The organism is bacterium (genome assembly GCA_035505375.1).
Classification (GTDB): domain Bacteria; phylum Hydrothermota; class Tepidihabitantia; order Tepidihabitantales; family Tepidihabitantaceae; genus UBA2258.
Genome location: DATJQV010000075.1, coordinates 60,280 through 79,247, shown reverse-complemented (window position 1 = coordinate 79,247; position 18,968 = coordinate 60,280). Strand labels below are relative to the sequence as shown.

Sequence of the window (18,968 nt, the reverse complement as noted above, 5' to 3'; positions counted from 1 at the left end):
TTGCCGCCCGCCTTGACTGTTGTTCGACCGGCTGTTAGCGCTCGATAATCAGCTTCTGGGAAATGCTGAGTCCCATGCCTTCCAGCCGTACTATGTAGACGCCGGCCCTCAGGGCGCGAAGGTCGAGAAGGAGTGACCCTTCCCGGCCTGCCGCCGGCACATACTGACTCACGACTTCTCTACCCGAGACGTCAACCAGCGTGACTCTCGCGGGCTCGATTCGAGGCAGAGCGTACTTCAGGGTCGCGAATCTCGCACTTGCGGGATTCGGGAACAGCTCCATGCCCGAGCGCGTCGCCAACGCTGACTTCACGGCTCCGGGCCCGTCGGGACCTCCGCTCCCTGCACGTACGTACCGCCACAGTTCGCTGGTCGAGTTACCCTTGAACGCGAACAGCATGTTCTCCGTCGCGGTGATGTCGCCGCCCGAATCTACCTTCTTCCTCTTGCCGCTCGTGCCGACCAGCGGCACGGTGTCGAGCTCTGTCCAGGCCATGGCGGCCGGGTCGTACCTCCAGAACTCGTTGGTGCTGTTGCCCTTCAAGGCGTATATCGCGCCGTCGAGCCACGCTGCCGCGCTGCCCGGGCCTGCCGCCTCTTTCTTGCGGTTCCGCCCGCTGCGCTCGGGCATACCGGGCAGTTGCTGGAGACCCCACTTCTCGGTCGCGATGTCGAATGACCAGAGCTCGAGGAACTTGACGTTGTGAGCGTAGAGCGTGTGGTCGCCGTCGTAGACCAGCCACGAGCCGTCAGGCCAGTCCTTGCGACCGTAGCCCGGCGCGTCGGGCAGTCGGTTCCACATTCCCGTCGCTGTGTTGTACTTATAGAACTCGCCGCCGTTCCCCTTCAGCAGGTATACATAGCCCACGCCCTTCTTGACCGCGTAGGCCAGGCCAGCGCCACCCTCGATCGTGACGCAGCCTCTGGGCACGTCGGCCAATTGGGTCCACGTGTGGGTGCTGATGCTGTAACTCCAGAAGCTGAGGGTACCGTTGCCTTTGGTCATGTATATCTTGTCCCCGCCATCGGTCACGCCCCGGCAGCCGTCATCGGGCAGCGTTCGCTCGCGGCCCTTCGGAATCGGCGTGAGTGCGGTCCAGCTATTCTTGCGCGGATTGAATGCGTAGAAGTCGGCTGTGCTGTTCCCCTTGGCGGCGTAGACGAGTTTGTCGCCGGAGTTGTACGCCAGCCAGCCACCCGCATCTTCGTCCTTGCCGGACGGTGTCTTGGGCAAGGCGGATCTGGTACTCCAGCCCGGCGGCGCGACTATGAAGTCGTTGGTCTTCGCGTCGTTCGCATGGTCGGTGTCGCCCGGAGTGATGGTGCTGCACTTGGCAGTGTAGTACCCATCGGTCGCGGCCCATGCCGGAAACTGCACGGGCGGGTCGCTGTCCGGAGGGATTCCGTTTGGCACGTGGACCGTCTCCACGTAGGGCGGGGTGCAGTCGATACTGAACACAACGTCGAACCCGTTCTGTCCGGTGCCGCAGTTGTACACGTCGGACTGTGGGACCAAAGACCCGGGCGCCGGCATCCCGACCGGTGCGTCGATACTTGAGACGCCCATGTCCGGTGTGCCGGCTCCGTACTTCAGCGTCGCATAGTCATAGTTGCCAGCCGAATTCAGGCTGTACCCGGTCACGCAGACGTCACCCAGAGCGTCAACTGCGAGCGCCATCGGTCGGTCGTCGCAGCAGCCGTTGCTGTACCTGGCAACCCACGATTGGTTGCCGCTCGCGTCGTACTTTATGGTAGCGTACTCGCAGGTGTCTCCCGCCGCGTAACTGTACCCGGTCACGTAGACATTGCTTGAAGCGTCCAAGGCGACGCCGCACGCTCCATCGTCGCTGCCGTTGTCATACGGGGCAACCCACTGCTGGTGGCCGTCCGCATCGTACTTGACCGTGGCGTAGTCGCCGACCCAACTGCTGTCGTAGCTCACCCCGGTCACGTAGGAGTTACCTGAGGCGTCCACGGCCATGGCGTAGGCTTCGTCGTCGAATTTCACCGGGCCATCATAGCGGGCCGGGCTCGGCCACAGCCGGCCTAGGTTGGCATCATACTTGACAGTAACGTAGTCGCCGACCCCGTTGTCGTCGTAGCTCGTCCCGGTCACGTACACGTTCCCCGCGGCGTCAAAGCCCAGCGCCTCCGCGTAATCGTGGGTGCCGAAGCTTTCTCGGACGTCGTGCAGCGAGTCACCATCCGCAGCGTACTCGACTGTTGCGTAGCCGTACTGCCCGTTGACGTCCTTGCTGTACCCGGTCACGTAGACGTTGCCTGCGGCGTCCCAGGCCATGGCCATCGGTCCGTCGTCGTAGCCGTTGCTATATCGGCGAACCCATACCGCATGGCTGTCGCTAGCATTGTACTTGACCGTCGCGATGCCGGAGATCCACTGATCGTAGCCAGCGGTATCTGTCATGACGAGGCTGTTCCCGGTCACGTAGACATTACCTGAGGCATCCAGAGCAATGGCCTGTGCAGCGTCGTCGTAGCCGTTGCCGTACCGGGCATCCCACACCAGGCTGCCGCTCGCATCGTACTTGACAGTACCGAATTCGCTGCACCCTTTGTCGGCGTTGTAGCAGCGACCGGTCACGTAGACATTGCCGTGCGCGTCCACGGCGATGGCGCTGGGCGCGTCACCGGCGCCGACGCTGCCGTACCGGGCATGCCATGCCTCCGTGCCGTCCGCATTGTACTTGACCGTTGCGTAGTCGTCGTCGTTTGGTTCGCTCTGGCTCTGGCTGATCCCGGTGACGTAGACGTTGCCTGAGGCGTCAGTGGCAACAGCCCAGCCCATGTCTTCACGCAGGTTGTCGTACCGGGCGACCCAGGGTTGGCCGCCATGACCACAACGCGCACCGGACTTGGTGCCCGAAGACCCGTTGTTCTGAGTCCGATGGACGGCGCCCGAAGTTCGGGCATTCAAGGGCGGAGCTGCATGCGGCCTGTGCGTTTGCCAGTAGATCTGCCGCAGATCGAGCGGACCATGCCGCCAAGGCCGAGGCGATCCTCCCGGGACGGGATGGCTGGCCGGCCCGAACTGTGTGAAGACGGATGTTGACCCCTTTTGAGTCCAGGACTTTGATGCCGACGGGATCGTCTGGCCCATCAGCGTCGCGGACAGGAACAGCACGGCGAGCATCACCTCGAACATCCTTACTGTTCGCAGGGGACTCTCCGGCTTACGGTTTCCAGGCATTCTTACCTCCTTTTAGTGCGTCTTGTGCCCGGATACACGAACTCAGATAGCCCCTCAAAGCAGGTTGGCCGAATGCTCTGATAGGCACGTCTCTGCGCTTGGTCGCCCGGACTGAGACACCATGAAGAATGTTTCCACATTCCGGCCCACCCCATAACCGTATATCAATCCGAGAGTTAACCGGGCCGCGGCCTCGGGGATTAACGCGGCCTTGCTGACCAACATCGCTATATTGCAACTTCGGTGCCACGTAGCCGTGGCCTTGACGCGCGTGAGCTACCAGATGGTAAGGACGCTGAGTTGTCTCCGAACGGCTACAAGCAGTAGCCGCCCGGACGCCCCATAACCTCTACCGGTCTGCGAGAATCTTTCGCTTCATACGGGGCTCTGTGCGGCTCCACGAAACGGATACCGGACAATGGGGATGCACCGTCTCTTCATTAGGTGTCGTCGCGCGAACATTCGCCTTCCGGAGACAGGCAACGTTCGCTGCGACTCCTCACCGGGGTCGCAGTCTCCTGAGAGAAAATGGTGTCTCCGTCGGGCATCGTTTCCGCGTTTCCTGTCGTCTTGTTGCACGCTGAGCCTGAGAGTTCGGCTTGTTGCTGGATAGCAACAACTGCCTGCGGGTGTGCAGGTCGGGCGATGTCGCAGTTGCGGAGCACGCGTCCGACCAGAACGCCGCCGCGTCTCCCTGCCGCGACTGCTGGAATGGCAACCCGTGGAAACGCTGACGCCGCGCCGGGTTCGGGGCGGGCGAGCGAATGGGCGTGGTATTAGCGTCTCTGCGTCATGTACCGGTCAACAGCCGGCAGAGTTCCGACGTCGTCCTTACGGCAAGCTCGGCCTCCTGGGCCAGCGCCGGAATCCGCTCGGCCATTGACACCTCCAGGTGCCGTGTCAGCAGCACCGGGGTCATGCCGGCGCGACGGGCTCCGGCAAACTCGTCGCTGCCGCCGTCGCCGACGTAGAGACACCGGGCCGGCTTCACTGCCAGGTTCGTGGCCGCCAATTGGTAGATTGCCGGGTCAGGTTTCTTGAGTTTCACGCGGCACGAGAACAGCACCGTGTCGAACAACGGGGCGAGCGGCGATTCGGGCCAGGCCCGGACTTCGTCTTCTCCGCAGTTCGATATCAAACCCAGCCTGCAACCGAAGCGGCGCAGACCACGCAGGCCTTCGAGCGCCTCGCTTTCGACGTTCACCATGGCATGGCGGATACTGAGAGTGCGCGCGGCCAGCGCTTCCTCAATCTGCGCCTCAGTTACTTTCGGGTTGAGCCTGCGGGCCAGCCGCCGCAACCTTTCTCCGACGTCCGCCCGTCCGAAAACGTAGTCGTCCGGGTCGCTGGTCCAGACCTGATACCATTCGCCCGGGTCGACCCCGAGAATCTCAGAAACGCGGCGGCCCGGTGCTCTGGGCACCTCGAGCGAGATGAGGGTGTGGAACAGGTCAAAGACGACGGCAATCTCCTTCATCTCAGCCGGGGCCGCGTTCCTGTGCTTCCTGCCGCTCGGATCCAGGACTCTCATTGCCAGACGATAGCCCTGATAGACGGGTGTGTCAAGGCGCACGCGGAGAGCCGGGACTGCGACAAAAAGGGGGTTGTCCTCTTCCAGAAGGTGCTCATCCGCGTCGCGCGCGGCTGCGGCGTGGAGGGTAAGACGCCATCAGCCAGGCCTCGCAAATCGCCGCGGGATTCGCCCTGCAAGCCCCGCGGCAGACCAGCTCGCGGGTCGCCTTCTCAGTCACGTCCGCAGTGCCTTTCGGAATCGGCCCGCAAGCCTCCCTCCGAATCGGCCGGTAATTCACCCCGCCCATACCCTCGCAAGTCAGGTCGTGAGTCGCCATCCTTGTCGCGCCGCAAACCGGAGTCAGAATCATCGGGGAAACCGGCTTGAGAGTCCCTCCGCGGACCACCCCCCGAACCGTCCCGGGAACGGCTCCGGGGGCGATTCCGGAAGCTTCGTTTTCTATGTGCGCTATCGCTTAACAAGAACCATTACGGCAGTTTAGGCTTCGCGGGCCGGCGCAGACCGTCGTCGACTCGAAACTGTTGCACGCCAGTCAGTTCTGCACTACTATGAATCACGGCACAGGAATATCCGTGTGAGAGTTTTCATAAGGAGGAAGAATGCGTAGCGTAGTCGTCGTTGCCATCGCGCTGCTCTGCATGGCAGGCATGGTGATGGCCAATACCCCGCCGGCGCGGTCCACGTTGCCGACCGGGAATAGTGTAACGTCAGGGAACTACCACTCCCGGGTGAGTCCGGACATCGCTGCGTTGCAGGCGCAGGAGCGCATCGCTCTCGCCAATGGGGACGAGGCCGGTGCCCGTGACCTAGAGAACCAAGTGCAGGCAGCACTGATTCGGCAGCAGGGCGCCGTGCCGCACGAGGTCACGCCGATGTGCGCCCGCCCGCAGGCGCGAACCGAGGGCAACCTCGTGGCCGACCGGCAAATCTTCACGGGTCGTGTGAGCGCCTCGTCGGCCGACTACGAGATGGACGGCACGATGTGGGCCGCCTTCGCCTCGTACGGCGACTCGACGGTCTGGGTCTACAAGTCCACCGACCACGGTTCACACTGGGCCACAGTCCAGGAAATTTGGTGGCCCCCGAAACACATCATCAACAAGATCGAGCTGGTGGTCGGCTCGGGCGACTCCGGGTTTGTCTACGTGTTCGAGAACGTCCCCACCAACAACGGCGACCTCTACGTGGCGCGGTGCGCCAAGGACGGCTCCGGCCTGACCGGTTGGGCGGTTCTCGCCGGGGCGGACTCCATCACCGACTTCACCGCCTGCCGCGATTACTCGTACACCTCGTACTATCTCTACGCGATTGCACACAACGGCCTCGAGTCCGGCGACTTTCCGCGGAGCTTCATCCTGCGGTCCTTCGACTTCGGACAGACTTGGGCGGTGACGGACACGATACCCAACCGGGCCCTGCCACGCATGGCGTTCGGGGCGGGTTCCTGCGGTTGCATGGCTTGCGTGCCGAACCAGGCCTACTTCAAGGGCACCGTGGCTACGGGCTTTACACATAACTGGTCCTCGCCGGGCACGTGGTACATGGTGGATTTCCGTCCGGATACGTTCCGGATTAACGACGCGGCCATAGCGCCGGCCTTCACAACCCCGCCGGAAAGCGCCAACGTCTGGCTCGCTTACACCCACAACTACAATGGCACCAACGATTGGGACGTGTATTCGGCCTACATGAAAGATCCGGGCGTGAGCGCCAGCGACTCCTGGGTCGGCCCCACCCACGTCGCCAACACCACAACCCCGGAAGCTTACGTGGACCTGAAGAACTATGCGTCCTCGGGCAACGCCTACGTCAACCTGTCGTACGTGAAGATAGACACGGTCAACCATCACAACAATGTTTGGCTCGGCTATTCGGTCAACACCGCACCCACTACCTGGACTGCCCTGAGCGACACGTGGGTCAACAAATCGGGCTATCCCGGCTACGGCTTGACCGCGTTCCCAAGGATAGTCTACTCGCCGGGCGGACCGGGCTCCGGCGGCGGGCTCATATTCCCCGGCTATACGTACCCGAATGACGTGAATGGCTACTTCAACGCACCGTGGTTCAACGGCGCGATCGAGAGTCCTGCACAACCGGAACGGCCGGCGGCGGCATTCCGGGTTGCGCCGAGCGTGGCGCGCGGGCCGGTGCGAGTGAGCTGGAGCGGCAGCGCGACCAGGCTGGCGATCACCGACGTCGCCGGCAGAATCGTGCGGAGCATTGCGGCCCCGGCGGGCGGTTCGTTCGTCTGGGATGGCAAGGTCGCGGCCGGCACGTACCTCGTGTGCCTCACCACCACCGGCACGCGTACAACCACGAGGCCCGTAGTTATTCAGTAGTACGAAGGGACACGTCCACGGGGCGACGCGAGAACGCGTCGCGGGAGTGGCCCCAATCCGAGCTTCGAGAGGGCGGCTACGGCCGCCCTCTGCGTCTTGGGAAATGGGGACTGTCGCTGAGATGGCGGAAAACGAGCGCAGTTTCTCGGAGCGCTTGCGTCGTACTCAGCGCGGGACAGTCCCTGTTTCCCGCATGGACGTGTCGCCTACCCCATGGTCGTTGACACGGGCAGGACGCGGACTATGATGAGGCGCGCCATAAGCGCGCGGGAGGTAATAATGCGGAAGAGTATCTTTGTTCCGCTCGTGCCAGTTCTAGCGGCCGCGCTCGTCAGTGCCGCTCCTTTTGCGAGCCGGGTCGGTGTGCCCGCGCGGCCTGAGTGCAGTCCCTGCGATTCGATGCTCGTCAAGCTCGATTCCATCCCGTCTCAAGTCCAGTACCAGTGCATCGCCGTGCGTAATGACACGGTGTTCTGCGCGTTGCAGGGGTACATGGTCTATTACCGGGACCGGTTGACCGGGGCCGTAATCGATTCGTTCCCGACGCAGTCGGGCGCTTCGGTTATCGCGATCTGCCCGTTCGGCGACTCGATCTGCGTGTCGCGCATTGCCAGCCCCGAGTTCTGCGAGGTGTACACGCTGGACGGGACGTACGTGCGCAGCTTCTACCCGACCGGCGGCGTGGAGGTACGCGGCCTGGACTGGGACGGGTCGCATTTCTGGGCTACGTCGTTCAGCAGCGACCTCAGTATCTATCTGATGACGCCGGACGGCACAGTGACGAAGACCTTGAGCCGCTCGGGCGGATTCCCGTCGACGATCGCCCGGGACCTCAAGCTCGACCTGATGTTCCCCAACCGACTCTGGACGTCGCCCTCCACCGGCTCGCCGAACAAGCTGATGTACGTCGCGTTCGATACCAGCGCCAACACGTTCACGCCGCTGGACACGTTTCCGACCGGGCTGTCGTCCTACATGTCGGGAATCGGGTTCCGAAACGATTCGGTTGACGGCGGCTGCGTCTACGTCAGTTCAATCTCGCTGTCGTGGATCTATCGGTTCAGGGTGCACGCGCCGCAGACCGGAATCGAAGAGCCGCATGCCTTGGCTCAGGCCTTCGCGTTCTCGGTCGGGCCGAACCCGGCGACCGGGGCGGTCCTAATCGAATACTCTCTGCCCGGCATCATGCATGAGGCATCAAGCGCTACGCTGGCGATGTTCGACGTCAATGGCCGGCAGGTCCGCTCGGTCCGGTCGGCCGCGGCCGGCCCGGCCCATCGGCACGCGACGTGGAACCTCGACGATGATAGCGGCCGCCCGGTGGCGAACGGCGTCTATTTCTGCAAGCTGACTTCAGGCTGCACGACCCTGAGCCGCAAGCTCGTCGTCCAGCGTTAGCTCGCAATCCGACACCGCAGCGGCGGCCCAAAGGCCGCCGCCTTTATTCCCGGAACCCGCCGGGAAGAAACGAAAACCGCCGGTCGCCCGCCGGTGGCGTGAACTGCCGGGGGCCGGAGTCGAACCGGCACGACCCGAATCCGGGTCAAGGGATTTTAAGTCCCTGGCGTCTGCCAATTCCGCCACCCCGGCAAGACCATTGAAGATTCAAGATTGTAGATTGGAGATTGCGGAATGCAAATCCGAATCGTTAGAGCCGCCAGTTTGGTGATCGTAGTATGTCGATCAGAGAAGTCGAGGGACGGTTGCCCGGCCGAGCAATCGAAAATCGTCAATCTAAAATCGACAATGGAAAGAGGCGGCTTCGGGATTCGCACCCGAGTATAACGGTTTTGCAGACCGTCGCCTTGCTGCTTGGCTAAGCCGCCAGAAGGGAAATGACGCTTTGCGAGTGGCGATTGCCGAATGGATGATTCGCCCCATATTCGACATTCGTCAGTCGGCACTCGGCAATTCTAAGAGCGGGAGACGGGATTTGAACCCGCGACCCCTACCTTGGCAAGGTAGTGCTCTACCAACTGAGCTACTCCCGCATCAACCGGGCAAAGGTGAATTGAAGACAGTGAAGGGTGAAATGAGTCCCGATTCCCGTTTCACAGTTCACTGTTCTCCCCTCACCATTTCCCCTGAGCTATCCGGCCCCAATGGGAGTCGAACCCATGTCTTCACCTTGAAAGAGTGATGTCCTGAACCGCTAGACGATGGGGCCAATCTGGCCGGCATGACGCCTCAGGCATCACGCTTCAGCTAACGCGTCAGGCTCCCGACACCCGCCCGACTCCAGGTTAAATCTATCCCGCCGCAGCGGGTTGTCAATCCGCCAGTGCGTCCCGAAAGTCTTTGATCTCCGGCGCAGTGAGCTCCGCTTGCATCAGATCCTGACCTACCTTCGATCGGCGTTGGTCGACATAGTCGGATGCAGCCAGGGTCCCGGCTGAGCTCCGCTGGTCGCAGCGAATTATGAAAGCTCCCCAGTCGGCGTCGACCACCCCGTACTTGTCGCCGGGGTTGAGCGCGGCCAAAACGCCGGCAAACTCGGGGCCTTTCTTGCCGCGGCAGTCTTCAATCCCGCTGAACGAGTCGTTCTGCAACTCCACGCCCGGATTCTCCTGAGCATACTGCTCAAGGGTCTTTCCGGCCTTAATCGCCGCGAGCGCCTGCTTGGCCATGGTCAGCCAGGCCTGCTTCTCCTTGTCCTGACGTGCGTGCCAGGTGGCGGCCTGTTTGACCTTGTCAAATTCCTGAATCCCGGCCGGCTTCACGTCGGCGAGCGCGAATACATAGTAGCCGTTCGCCCCGCCCTGCGGCTGGTCAAAAACCTGGCCGGGTTTGGCCGTTTTGGCCCAGAGAAGGAGCTGGGACGGGCTCTCGACTTCGAGACCGGGCAGCTCTTTCTGGTCGCCGACCAGCGGTTTCGTCTTTTGCACGGTCAGGCCGAACTGAGTGGCGACCGAGTCGAACTTCCCCGCGGCGGCTTTCTCGATGAAGGTGCGCACGGAATCGCGGGCGGTGGCGAGCGCCTCGCTGCCCATCTTTACCCGGACCACGATGCGGTGGAACATGACCGAATCCTTCTTCAGGCTGTCGAGCTGGACGATCTGCCACCCGTACGTGGCCAGGAAGGGCGGGCTGAACTGGCGCGGCTTCAGCTTGGCCAGGGCGCTATCGGTCGTCTTGTCGAGCTGGGCGCGCGCAACCCAGGCAGCCGCTGAGTCGTACTCGAAGTCGCTGACGTCGAGCGCCGCGTTGCTGAACGTGTCGCCCTTCATGAGCCCGGCATAGGCGTGGTCGATGGATTGCCTGGCAGCGTCCGAGTCATCGCGGGTTATTGCCAGCGGGAAGAAGACGTAGCTGAGCTGCCTCGACTGCTTGCTGCGGAACGTCTCCTTGTGGGCATCGTACCAGGCTCTGGCCTCGGCCTCGGTCGGCTCGGACTTCTCCTTCAGAGCTTGCGGTCCGAAGTAGAGCGAGGTTGTCTTCCAGGTCGTATTGGCGGCGGTGAGCCCGTCCTGGATTTCGGGGCTCGTGGTACGATAGGCGCTGAGCACATCGATGCGGAATTTCTCTTTGGGCAGCATTTCCGCAATCTGCTGGAAATACCTGGTGAAGTACTCGCGATTGTCCGGCGACTTCATGAGCTGGTCGTACTTGTCGCGGTCGAACTTCCCGTCGGTCATCAAGTCGGGGCGATCGCGCAGGTCGGCCGGCGGATTAGCGCGCATGATTTCCATCACCTCGTCCTGGGTGACCTGGATATTCTCGGCCTTGAGCACCTTGGCCCAGGTCAACTGACTGACAAGGTACCGCCACGCCTGATCGTCGACCGTCTTGTAGTCATCGTTGTCCAAGTCGCGCAAGCGGTTCTGGCTCTTGTACTGATCGGTCATGTAGCTGACCGCTGCCCGCCACTCATCAGTGGTAACGTTGTGGTCGCCGATCTTGCCGACGTAGCCCTCGGGGTTCTGGGAGTGACGGATCGAGCCGCGGGTGCCGATCATCTTCCAGAGCTCGCTCATCAGGAAGCCGGCGATGAAGGCCGCGGCCACAATGAACATGACGACACGGATCTGCTTGCGCATATCGCTTAGCATAGGGGTGAATTCTATTGACATTGCCTCAGAAGTCAACGGTTGTCCGACCGCGCCTCCTTGACTTGGTTTCACGCGGTCTTATCATCCTGCGCGTGAGACTTCGGACCGGCCACACGATTTGGCTGCCGCTTGCGGGCGCCGCCCTGTATGTTGCAGCTTTTCTGGCCCTTTACCCGCGTACGACGGCGGTCGTTGACGAGGACGCCTATCTGACCGAAGCGCTGCTGTTCCGCTCCGGCCATCTCTTCTACGACGGCTCGCCCATCCCTGCCCCGCACATGACGGTCGAGTCGGGCGGCCACCTCACGAGCAAGTACCCGCCGGGCAACTCGCTCTTCCTGATGCCATTCACGCTCCTGGGCTGGCGTGGCGTATTCGTCTCGGGGATGCTGCTCGCTCTCCTCGGGACAGCGATCTTCTCGCTGACGTTGCGGCGGCTTGAGCCCGAAGCCGACCCGGCCGCCGCATTGCTCTACCTGTTCTACCCTGCAGTCGTGCTGATGTCGCGGACGGTGATGAGCGACCTACTGGCCGCCACCCTCGTGCTAGCCGCGTTCTACTGCCTACTGCGCCGGGGACGCTGGCTATTCGCTTCGGGGCTGGCGCTTGGCCTTGCCTGTCTAGTGCGGTACTCGAACGCCATCTTCGTGCTCGTATTTCTGGTCCTCGCCCTGCAGCGGGCAGGATCGCGGCTGCGGTCGGCCCTGTTCATGCTTGCCGGGATTGTCCCGTTCGCCGCGTTGATAGCCGCATACAACGCATTCGCCTACGGCTCTCCCCTATCCTTTCCGATGTATCTCACCGGCAACTTCTCCCCTGTCTACTTCCCGCACAACGCCTGGTACTACGGGACCGCGCTCCTGACACTCTACCCGCTCATGCTCCTTGCGCCGATCGCCGCTGGCAAAGGTCGCAGGCTGCTACTTGGCCTGCCCGCATATACGCTGGTTGCGCTCTACTGCTTCTTCTCATACACCTACGACGTCCCCAGCCTGGCGGCGCGGCTCACCGTCGGGATACGCTACCTCCTGCCCGCGGTGCCGTTCTTCCTCCTCGCATACGTGCTGGCTGCGGATCGCATGCTCGGGCGACTCCACGCGCGCCGGCTCGTGTACGCCGCCGTGGCCGGGATGGCGCTCCTGAGCGTCGCCATCCAGAAAAGTCACGACCGCCACCTGAAGGTGCAGGCGGCCTACCAACGTCTACTGCTGGACAATGTCCCCGATTCCGCACTACTGCTCTGCAATAAAGACGTGTCCGAGCTGGCAGGCTATGCGTGGGGCTGGCGTGACTACCGCCACATCTCCGAGTTCGGGGTCCCGGTCCCGCTGGACACGGCGCTCGCCGGCAGTCGACCGCTCTACGCTGCCCTTGCGGGCAAGCACGGGGACGACGACCTGGTGGAGTTGACGCTGTTCGATGCCCTGCTCGCCAGATTCCCTGAGCGCACCCTTATCACCCAGACACGAGCGCCCTGGTCCTTCAGACTCTACCGGCTAAGATAGGGGCAACCGCCCCGGTCAGGACTCTCGGGCTCCACGCTCGGGGCCGGAAGTTGGATGCTCCGGGACAAGCTGCCGGAGCCGGCGCGACGAGCCCATCCAGACGACTCCGGCGACGATTACCGACGCGAAAAGCCCGTACGAACCGAGGGTGATACTGATGGCCTGATTACCGGGCACCTCCGGCGGCGCAGTCTCAGCCAGAATGACGACCCAGAAAGAGTATGCCAGCAGGGCGGCGCCGAAGATTACCAGGTCGACATAGACGTTGCCCGAAAGAACGAAGGGGCACGGGCTCGGGCGCAAGAGTCGCAGGACCCGCTCGCGCTCGCTGCTGCCGGGCTGAGCCGTGCAGGGGGCAAACTCTGCCTCGAACAGATTGACCGCCCTCCGGCAGAGCACGGCCAGCACGCAGACCACCGCAACCAGCAATAGTGCGTAGATAACCGGCCGCACTGCGTAGAACTGCACCAAAGGCTCAGCCGCGAAGCTGCCGGCGATTGGAAACCGGAGTAACAGCCCTGGCCCGAATCCGGCGAGCGCCAGCAAAGCACTCGAGAATACAATTCTCAGGTAGAAGGTCGAGCGGGCCGCGCGCGCAAGTTGTTCGCGGAAGGCATCGCCGGCGATTTCAGACGAAACGAACATTGATTCAGAATAGGGAGGCCGGGGATAATGTCAAACCAGCGCGCAGGGCGGGCAAGTCAAGAGCCTGAGTTCAAAACGCCCCGACACCGCAACCAAGCCGGATCTAACCGCAGATGTCGCAGATGGCCCGGACAAGGACCAGAACCCGGAGACCTATCCACAGATATCGCAGATTACACAGACTATTCATGGATCCCGAGTCGGAGCCTCCGGTCTTCTGTCAGAAATGAACCCGTATCTGGCGTCATCGCGGGCGGCATTTGCCTACGGTTGCCGGGACCTCGGCGACCTCAGGACGGGCGGCGGAGAGAAACAACGTCGCGGAAACGACGACCCTGCACACTTGTATTACAGATTCAGGAACCGGATAATCCAGAATTCAGAGTTGACCAGGGACAAAGAAACAGGAACTAGAAGCTGACGTGAACCGCAGATTGCGCAGACGTCACAGATTCCTTCTACCCTTCATCCCCCACTGGATCACTGGACCGCTGTTCTTCCGAAGCTGCTGCGAACCCGACGACTGCAGGACAGGGACGGCTATCCAGGTCGATTCGACAGCGGCCGCACCATGATCTGTACTGCCGGCTGTCCGCGCCAAGTAGTGATTGCGCCAGCCACGTCGGTCAGGAGTACGTCTCCGCTGCGGCATAGGAATCTTACTTTCAAGGAGACGGTCGCGGCACCGCCTCTGAGTAGCTCGCCCTGTTCGTCGACCCGCGGCAGATCCTCAGCTACGACAAAGCTCTCGGCCCGCCGCCCAACCAAGTCTGCCCCGTTGTGATAACCGAGCAGCTTGGCGCTGGCACGGTTTGCCAGGACGACGACCCCGTCCTGATACACGGCAATACCGTCCGGCGACGATTCAACCAGGTTGCGGTAGCGTTCCTCAGAGGCGGCGAGGGCCTGTTCCGCTCGCTTCCGTTCGGTCACGTCGCGGAAAACGACCTGTACCGCGGGGCTTCCTTTCCATTCGATGCGTGCGTTGGCTACTTCAAGCTGCACGTAGCTCCCATCCCGTCGACGGAAATGGGCCTCGGACGCACTCGGCGCCTGGCCGTCCGCCAAAGCTCTCGCCATCCGATCGAGCATAGCGGGACGTTCCTCCGGATGCAGGAAATCGAGTACCTCCCGGCCGATCATCTGGTCCGGCCGCTCATAGCCCAGGATTCTAGCGCCAGCCGGGTTGGCCAGCACGACCTGGCCGTCCTGGTGCACCGCGACACCGTCCGGCGACAACTCGACCAACCTTCGGAATTGCTCCTCCGAATCTCGCAGCCGCCGCTCAATCCGCTTCCGATCCGTGATGTCGGTGACAATGCCGAGTATCGCCTTGGCGCCTTCATAGTCGATGAGCTTGGTCGTGATGATTGACTCGATGCGCTGACCTTCTTTCGTAACCAGCGTGTGTTCATACGGCCCCACGTCCTCGCCGCTGGCATGCCGGGCGTAGACCTTCCGGACCTGTGCCACGGACTCGGGCGCAATCAGGCCCGTGAAGTCGAACCCCGGGGCGTAGAACTCTTCCCGAGTGTACCCCATGACATCCGCGCCCTTCTGGTTGACATACGCCACACGACCCTGGCGATTGATGAAAATCATGTTGGGTGACTGCTCGGCGACGATGCGGAATTTCTCTTCGCTCTCGCGCAGCACCTGCTCCGCCTGCCTGCGCTGGGAGATGTCGCGGACGATGGCCAGCACCACCGTCCTGCCGTCCAGTTCCATCGCCGACGCGCTCACCTCTACCGGGATATGACGCCCGCTCTTGTGCAGGTTCACGGCCTCGGCCCGGAAGGCACGGACGCGGAGGATCGTGTCGGTGACCAGCGACAGCCAGGCCCGCGCCTCGACCGGAACCAGGTCCGATACGCTCATATTGACGAGCTCATTCCTTCGGTAGCCCAGCAGCTCGCAGCCGTTCCGATTTACGTCGAGGATCCGCCCGTCCACTGACTCGATGAAGACCGCGTCGTTCGCCGCCTCGAAGACCGCGCGGTACATCCGCTCCGACTGGTTGCGCGCTGCTTCGGCGCGAACCCGATCGGTGACGTCGCGCGTGACTAACACTATCCGGCGCTCACCGCCGAGTACTACAACTGACGCCGCGAGCTCAGCCACGAATTGGCCGCCGTCCCTCCTGCGCACGCGGATCGTCCTGGTCGCCGGCATGCCAGCGGCCAGGCTCGCCATCGCCTTGGCGGCCTCGCGGCGATCCTCGGGTACTACCACGTCGGCGAGTTCCACACCCTTAACATCCGCCGCAGCGTAGCCGTACAGCCGGAGGCACGCGGGGTTGGCTTCAAGCACGTGCCCTTCCATATCCGCAATCGCCACCGCGTCAGGTGTGTTCTCGAATAGCAGGCGGTACTTGTCGGCGGCTGCCTGAGCTATCTCCTCGGCGCGCCAGAGGCCGGTCACGTCGCGCCCGACGAAGACGACGCCGGCCGGTCTACCTGTCCGGTCGCGCCCGACCGTCGCGAACAGGTACAGCATCGCGTCTCCTCCACCCCGCACGTGGCACCGGACGCCTCCGGTGAAGTCGCGTCCATCGAGTATGGCCGCCAAGTCCACGACGCCCCGTTCAAACCCGCAGGCAGACACGTAGTGCTTCCCGAGCACTTCGTCTGCTCTGAACCCGGAGGTCGATTCCGCCACCCCATTCCAGTATACGACGCTCCCCAGCCGGTCTACGGCAAAGACGATGTCGCCGGTTTGGAAATCAACGTCGACATCAAAGGGAAAAGTGTTGTCTGGTTGTTTCGGAATCATGTGCCTAGTGATGGACGTCTGGCCGCCGAGCGGTGAGTTGCAAAGCAACCATGAGCATCGTCTTGGGCCGTCATCCCCTGTCTTTACGCCGACGCCGGTTCGGTTGTTGCTCAGTTGGTCGCTGTCTGCGCATCATGCGACAAACCGTGGCTCATCTCTCCCCACGGAGATCACTATCGGTACTATGTCGGCGGAGCGGGCAACCAGGAAGCAGGGGTTGAAGGACTTGAGAAACCAAGCCGGCCTGAATCCGTACGTAACGGCACACGTGTCGACCCCCGCGGCCGTGGCGGATTGGATGTCCAGTTCGGCGTCTCCAACCATGAGCGCGAGTTCCGGCGCTACCTGTATTCTGCTCAGTGAGACCCGAACCGGTTCAGGATCGGGCTTGTGTTTGCGACCCTCATCCCAGCCATAGACGTCGTTGAAGTAGCCCGCCAGACCGAGGCCTGCCAACGTTAATTCGGCCTGCGTCTGGTGTTTCGTGGTGACCAGCCCCAGTTTGACACCTGCGCTCTTCAGGTCTTGAAGCATCGCCTCCACACCCGGGTATGGCTTTGTGCTGTCGTTGTAGTGTTGTGCGTAGTAGCAACGGTAAGTGTCTACGAAACGGCGCGTGTTCTCGTCGTCTACCGGATAGCCTAGCTCACAGACGATCGACTCCAGCGGACGGCCGACCATGAGCAGTATCTCTTCGTCGCTCGGTTTGTTGCGACCGGGAAAGACCTGGTCCAAGGTGAACCGGATCGAATCGATGATGTCACGGCCCGAGTCGACGAGGGTCCCGTCAAGGTCGAAAAGAACGGCGTGATAATTGACGTTGGCCACGTCCTAGACCCAGAATGTGGGCAGCCCTACGACCCACCTTGCCTGGTGGTGTCTTGGGCACAAGTCGTTTCTAGTTCAATCACTCCAAGTGAGGCAATTCTGCCGCGCGGGCATTGTTGCTGTTTGAACCAACTGGCCGCTACTATCAAGCAAGATGTACTGTCGCTCTTTGTAAACAGTTGTCTGTTGGTTAAGTTCAACGCCGCCACTATCTGGCATTAGTCTGCCACAGAATAGTCCGAGTATCGCATTGTGTTGAGTGTATTATTATTATAACCTACATGGTACGCAACGAACGGTTCAGATCATCAAGATTACTATGTATCAAAGAAGATGCTGCTGATGTTGGGTTGTTGATATCGGTGCAATCAACACAAGTAGCAAATCTACAATGCGCTATGTCACCTTGTGGTGTTGAGACGTATGTTGAAACGTGGTTCAGGAAAATACTGACAGAGTAGTTCAACATCTCTATCAACGTGGTTCTCCACGACTTGTCTCCTTCAGCAGCTTATCCAGCCTGGCAGAAAAAGCCGGGTCCTTTACCTTGAGATCAGCCACGCGCTTGATCGCGTGCATGACAGTGGTATGGTCTTTGTTGTCGAAGAGCCCACCGATTTCCTTCAGAGACAGGCTGAGCTTCGACCGCAGCGCGTACATCGCCACTTGGCGGGCGAGAGCCAGTTGTTTGGTCCGGCCGCCGTTAGTAATGTCCTTGACCGTGACCCCGAATTGTTCCGCGCATGCCTTGATGATGTGGTTTTGGTCCGGCGGCTCTTCCTCTCTTACCAAGTCCTTTAGCGCCTCCTCGGCAAGGTTGACGGTGATGGGTCGGCCATCCAGCGAGGCAAGCGCCAGCAGCCGAATCCAACTCCCCTCGAGCGCGCGGACGCTCGTCCTTATGCGCGCCGCGATGAAGTAGGCCACCTCGTCAGGTAACTCGGCCCGATCCAGCGCCGCCTTTTGTTTTAGGATGGCAATGCGCGTCTCCAGTTCGGGCGGCTGAATGTCGACAACAAGTCCCGAACCAAGCCTGGAGGCCAACCGTCCCTCGAGTGTCGAGATGTCCTGTGGCGGACGGTCGCTGGTGAACACTATCTGGCTGCCCGTGTCGTGGAGCGAGTTGAAGATGTAGAAAACCTCCTCCTGCAGCCGCTCCTTACCTACAAGATAGTGAATGTCGTCGAGCACAAGGAGATCAAGGCCGCGGTATTTGTTCTTGAACTCCAGCCGTGTGTTCTTCTCTATGGCAAGGATGAGCTCGAGGAAGAGGTCATCGGCGGCAGTGTAGTAGACCTTGAGGTTAGGCTTTGAACCCAGCGCCTGGTTGCCGATGGCCTGAGCCAGGTGGGTCTTGCCCAAGCCTACGCCGCCGTAGATGAAGAGCGGATTGTAGCTGGCGCCGGGCTGCTCAGCAACGCTGCGCGCCGCCGCCACCGCCAGGCGATTGGACTCACCGACGACAAAGTTCGCGAAGGAGAGATGAGGCTGGAGCCGGTTCCCGCTCTGCCTCATGATCGGGCGTCGTGCCGGAGCGCGGCGAATCAGAACCTCGGGGTTGTCTGCCCCCAGCGGGCGGAATGACACGGACAATTCCAATGGCGATATGCTGGCGAGCGCGGCGCGGATCTCAGCCGAATAGTGCTGGCTCAACCAGTCGGCGAAGAAAGAGTTGGGAACCTCCACTTCGAGAGTACCGCCCGACACCGTGCGCCCCCTCGTCGGAGCAAGCCAAGTATCGAAGCCTTCTCGACTTACCCGTGGCCGCACGTAGTCGATGATGTCGGTCCATAGTTTTCCCGCGTCGATCTGGACTTCTTGCTCGGCGGGCGGTCGTATGTCGCTTTCAGCCACACCCATCTGCAGCCCCTTTCGGAGGTTCGCGCCTATACAAGCTCAGGCGACCACGGGCGAGTACTACACGTCGTCCGGTTGTCCACCAATCAGTCCACATTCCTACCAGAGACCGCGCCGGCGCCAAAACGCAACACGCCGCTGGCGCGTTAGGAGGCACAAGGGACTGATTGTAGGGTCGCTAGTCTGCCGACGAGGATTCTAGACCCTCGGTGCCCCGTGTCAAGCACG

Annotated in this window: 10 protein-coding genes and 4 tRNA genes; 3 read left to right on the top strand and 11 right to left on the bottom strand. The window is 61.8% G+C overall.

Annotation, left to right across the window (positions count from 1 at the left end; genetic code table 11):
• Positions 1-34: 34 nt before the first annotated feature.
• Together VMH22_11945 and VMH22_11940 are read right to left on the bottom strand one after the other, a co-directional pair.
• A complete protein-coding gene (locus VMH22_11945) occupies positions 35-2,935 on the bottom strand; it encodes an SBBP repeat-containing protein (GenBank protein HTW92404.1) in 2,901 nt (966 codons plus the stop codon).
• A 1,063-nt stretch (positions 2,936-3,998) separates the two neighbouring features.
• The gene (locus tag VMH22_11940) at positions 3,999-4,739 is read right to left on the bottom strand and encodes an HAD family hydrolase (protein HTW92403.1); all 741 of its coding nucleotides are present in this window, start codon (positions 4,737-4,739) and stop codon (positions 3,999-4,001) included.
• 602 nt (positions 4,740-5,341) lie between these two features.
• Here VMH22_11940 and VMH22_11935 point away from each other — a divergent pair.
• Positions 5,342-7,084, top strand: a complete 1,743-nt coding sequence (locus VMH22_11935) for a hypothetical protein (protein HTW92402.1) — start codon at positions 5,342-5,344, stop codon at positions 7,082-7,084.
• 279 nt (positions 7,085-7,363) lie between these two features.
• Positions 7,364-8,482: a T9SS type A sorting domain-containing protein gene (locus VMH22_11930; GenBank protein ID HTW92401.1), complete on the top strand. Its 1,119-nt coding sequence runs from the start codon at positions 7,364-7,366 to the stop codon at positions 8,480-8,482.
• 104 nt (positions 8,483-8,586) lie between these two features.
• Here VMH22_11930 and VMH22_11925 read toward each other — a convergent pair.
• The 5 genes from VMH22_11925 to VMH22_11905 all read right to left on the bottom strand — a co-directional run bounded on the left by VMH22_11925 (position 8,587) and on the right by VMH22_11905 (position 11,133).
• Positions 8,587-8,674, bottom strand: a tRNA-Leu gene (locus VMH22_11925).
• A 164-nt stretch (positions 8,675-8,838) separates the two neighbouring features.
• A tRNA-Cys gene (locus tag VMH22_11920) sits at positions 8,839-8,910 on the bottom strand.
• Between the two features lie 92 nt (positions 8,911-9,002).
• Positions 9,003-9,075 (bottom strand) — tRNA-Gly (locus VMH22_11915).
• A gap of 103 nt (positions 9,076-9,178) precedes the next feature.
• Positions 9,179-9,251 (bottom strand) — tRNA-Glu (locus tag VMH22_11910).
• A gap of 103 nt (positions 9,252-9,354) precedes the next feature.
• Positions 9,355-11,133, bottom strand: coding sequence for a peptidylprolyl isomerase (locus tag VMH22_11905; GenBank protein HTW92400.1), 1,779 nt, complete (start codon positions 11,131-11,133; stop codon positions 9,355-9,357).
• Positions 11,134-11,225: 92 nt separating this feature from the next.
• Here VMH22_11905 and VMH22_11900 point away from each other — a divergent pair, with 92 nt between their 5' ends.
• Positions 11,226-12,638: a glycosyltransferase family 39 protein gene (locus tag VMH22_11900; protein HTW92399.1), complete on the top strand. Its 1,413-nt coding sequence runs from the start codon at positions 11,226-11,228 to the stop codon at positions 12,636-12,638.
• Positions 12,639-12,653: 15 nt separating this feature from the next.
• On the opposite strand, the gene VMH22_11895 is transcribed toward VMH22_11900, so the two are convergent.
• The 4 genes from VMH22_11895 to dnaA all read right to left on the bottom strand — a co-directional run bounded on the left by VMH22_11895 (position 12,654) and on the right by dnaA (position 18,743).
• A complete protein-coding gene (locus tag VMH22_11895; GenBank protein HTW92398.1) occupies positions 12,654-13,283 on the bottom strand; it encodes a hypothetical protein in 630 nt (209 codons plus the stop codon).
• A 540-nt stretch (positions 13,284-13,823) separates the two neighbouring features.
• On the bottom strand, positions 13,824-16,055 hold the full coding sequence (locus VMH22_11890; GenBank protein ID HTW92397.1) for a PAS domain S-box protein: 2,232 nt from the start codon (positions 16,053-16,055) through the stop codon (positions 13,824-13,826).
• A 132-nt stretch (positions 16,056-16,187) separates the two neighbouring features.
• Positions 16,188-16,883: an HAD-IA family hydrolase gene (locus VMH22_11885; protein ID HTW92396.1), complete on the bottom strand. Its 696-nt coding sequence runs from the start codon at positions 16,881-16,883 to the stop codon at positions 16,188-16,190.
• Between the two features lie 474 nt (positions 16,884-17,357).
• Positions 17,358-18,743 (bottom strand): chromosomal replication initiator protein DnaA, encoded by a 1,386-nt coding sequence (gene dnaA / locus VMH22_11880; protein ID HTW92395.1) that lies wholly within the window; start codon positions 18,741-18,743, stop codon positions 17,358-17,360.
• Positions 18,744-18,968: the final 225 nt, after the last annotated feature.

Coding starts and splice junctions, on each gene's coding strand:
- VMH22_11940 (HTW92403.1), bottom strand. CDS start 4,739: ATGAGAGTCCTGGATCCGAGCGGCAGGAAGCACAGGAACGCGGCCCCG.
- VMH22_11935 (HTW92402.1), top strand. CDS start 5,342: ATGCGTAGCGTAGTCGTCGTTGCCATCGCGCTGCTCTGCATGGCAGGC.
- VMH22_11930 (HTW92401.1), top strand. CDS start 7,364: ATGCGGAAGAGTATCTTTGTTCCGCTCGTGCCAGTTCTAGCGGCCGCG.
- VMH22_11905 (HTW92400.1), bottom strand. CDS start 11,133: ATGCTAAGCGATATGCGCAAGCAGATCCGTGTCGTCATGTTCATTGTG.
- VMH22_11895 (HTW92398.1), bottom strand. CDS start 13,283: ATGTTCGTTTCGTCTGAAATCGCCGGCGATGCCTTCCGCGAACAACTT.
- VMH22_11890 (HTW92397.1), bottom strand. CDS start 16,055: ATGATTCCGAAACAACCAGACAACACTTTTCCCTTTGATGTCGACGTT.
- dnaA (HTW92395.1), bottom strand. CDS start 18,743: ATGGGTGTGGCTGAAAGCGACATACGACCGCCCGCCGAGCAAGAAGTC.